This is a genomic window from Candidatus Methylomirabilota bacterium, from assembly GCA_035260325.1.
Taxonomy (GTDB): domain Bacteria; phylum Methylomirabilota; class Methylomirabilia; order Rokubacteriales; family CSP1-6; genus AR19.
This window is the reverse complement of the sequence record DATFVL010000260.1, coordinates 1-2,282: the sequence shown is the minus strand read 5'-3', so window position 1 is coordinate 2,282 and position 2,282 is coordinate 1. Positions and strand designations below refer to the sequence as shown.

Sequence of the window (2,282 nt, the reverse complement as noted above, 5' to 3'; positions counted from 1 at the left end):
AAGCCGCGCCGGCGGCCCGCCACGCGCGCGAGCTCGACGATCTCCTCGGTCGTCGCGTACGAGCCCGGCGCGTAGATGAGGCCGGTCGAGAGGCCCCAGGCGCCGTCCTCCATCGCGTCGCCGAGCAGCCGCCGCATCTGTCCGAGCTCCTTCTCGTCGGGCGCGCGCCGCGCGAATCCCATGGCGGCGACGCGGAGGGTGCCGTGGCCGACGAGCTGGACGACGTTGAGCGCGGTGCCCTCGCGGTCGAAGGCGCGGAGGTAGTCGCCCACCGAGCGCCAGGCGAAGTCCATCCCCTTCGGCACGTAGAGCGCGAAGCCGCGCAGGTCGTCGAGGAACTCCGTGGAGACGGGCGCGGGAGAGAAGCCGCAGTTGCCGACGACCTCCGTCGTCACGCCCTGGCGGATCTTCGACTCGGCGCGCCGGTTCTCCCAGAGCCGCCAGTCGGAGTGCGAGTGCATGTCGATGAAGCCCGGCGCGACGACGCGTCCGGCCGCGCGGAGCGTCGAGCCCGCGGTCTCGCGCGAGAGATCGCCCACGGCGGCGATCGCGTCGTCGCGGATGCCGACGTCCGCCCGGGCGCCGGCCGCGCCGGTGCCGTCGACAACCGTGGCGCCCTCGATCTTGAGGTCGAGCACGTCAGGCGCCGGGCGCGTGGGTGAACGCGAGCTCGCGCTCGCACCAGGCGGCGACGTCGAGGAGCCGCGCCTCGGCGCCGGCCGCCTGGACGAGCTGGATCGCCAGCGGCAGGCCGGAGGGCGCGAGCCCGCTCGGCAGCGACGCCGACGGCACGCCCGCGTAGCTCCACGGCGCGCAGTGCCAGGCGTCGCCCGTCGTCGACAGGTCGGGCGCCGGCGCGGGCGCCGTGGGCGTGAGGAGCGCGTCGTGGCCGGCGAGGAGCGGCATCACCTCGTCGCGGAACGCCAGGCGGTGCCGGTTCGCGGCGAGGTACGCCGTCGCGCTGACTCCGAGACCGGCCTCGATCCCCCGCCGGATTCCCGGGCCGTAGTCGGCCGCGTGGACGGCGAAGTCGCGCGCGTGATAGGCCGCCGCTTCGGCCTGGAGCACGATAGTGCCCGCGTCGTGAAGCCCGTCGAACGAGGCCGGCAGCTTCACGTCTTCGACGTGGGCGCCGGCGCGCGCGAAGGCCCGCGCCACGTCCTGGATGTGGTCGGCGACCTCGGGTGAGGCCCGCCGCACGAGCTCGGGCGCCAGGGCCAGGCGCGGCGCGCGCGCGGGCTCGGGCCGGAGGTTCCGGCGCGCGAGGACGCCGAGGACGAGCGCGGCGTCGGCGACCGAGCGGCCGAAGACGCCGACGTGGTCGAGCGACCAGGCGAGCGGGATCACGCCCGCGACCGGGATGAGGCCGTGGGTGGGCTTGACGCCGACGACGCCGCAGTAGGCCGCCGGCCGCAGCACCGAGCCGACGGTCTGCGAGCCGAGCGCCGCCGGGACCATGCGCGCCGCGACGGCGGCCGCCGAGCCCGCCGAGGACCCGCCGGGCGTGTGACCGTCCTTCCACGGATTCCGCGTCGGCGCGGGATCGCGGTACGCGAACTGGGTCGTGTGGGTCTTGCCGAGGACGATCGCCCCCGCGGCGCGCAGCAGCGCGACCGACGCGGCGTCCACCGTCGGACGGCTGTGGGCGAACGCCTTGGCGCCGGCCGTCGTCGGCATGCCGGCGACGTGGAAGATGTCCTTCACCCCGAGGGGGACGCCGTGGAGCGCGCCGCGGAGGCGCCCGGCCTTCGCCTCCCGCTCGAGCTCACGCGCCGCCGCGCGCGCGCCGTCCGCGTCGACGTGGGCCCAGGCCAGGAGCCGCGCGTCGAGCGCGCGGATTCGTTCGAGGCACGCCTCGACCAGCTCCACCGGGCTCAGCGTCACCGCGCGGATCCGCTCCGCCGCCTCCCGCGCGCCGAGCTCAAACGGACCCACGCGCCACTCCTCTCCCATCAATGCAATGCATCGAGGACCTCGGCGACGACCTCGAAGCGGCCGAACGAGGGCATGAGGTAGGCGCCGGCGTAGCGGCCGCGGATCTCGTGGATCAAGCGCTGGGCCATCTCGATGCCGACCCGCAGCGCCCCGTCGCCCGCGTCCCTGAGGCGCGCGCGGATATGGTCGGGGACCGTGATCCCCGGCACCTCGTTATGGAGAAACTCGGCGTGGCGGTAGCTGTGGAGCGGGAGCACTCCGACAATGACCGGAACCGGCGGGCCGCCCGCCTGCTCGAGGAACCGGTCGAGCTCGGCCAGGTCGTAGACCGGCTGGGTCTGGACCCA

At 75.2% G+C, this 2,282-nt stretch carries 3 protein-coding genes; all 3 read right to left on the bottom strand.

Annotated features, from left to right (window positions below; all coding sequences use genetic code 11):
- Positions 1-638: amidohydrolase family protein (locus tag VKG64_16855; protein ID HKB26708.1), on the bottom strand; the 638-nt coding region annotated here is incomplete at its 3' end.
- A gap of 1 nt (position 639) precedes the next feature.
- Positions 640-1,935 (bottom strand): amidase, encoded by a 1,296-nt coding sequence (locus tag VKG64_16850; GenBank protein ID HKB26707.1) that lies wholly within the window; start codon positions 1,933-1,935, stop codon positions 640-642.
- Between the two features lie 17 nt (positions 1,936-1,952).
- Positions 1,953-2,282, bottom strand: a 330-nt coding sequence (locus VKG64_16845; protein HKB26706.1) for a methylenetetrahydrofolate reductase, incomplete at its 5' end; no start/stop codon positions are given.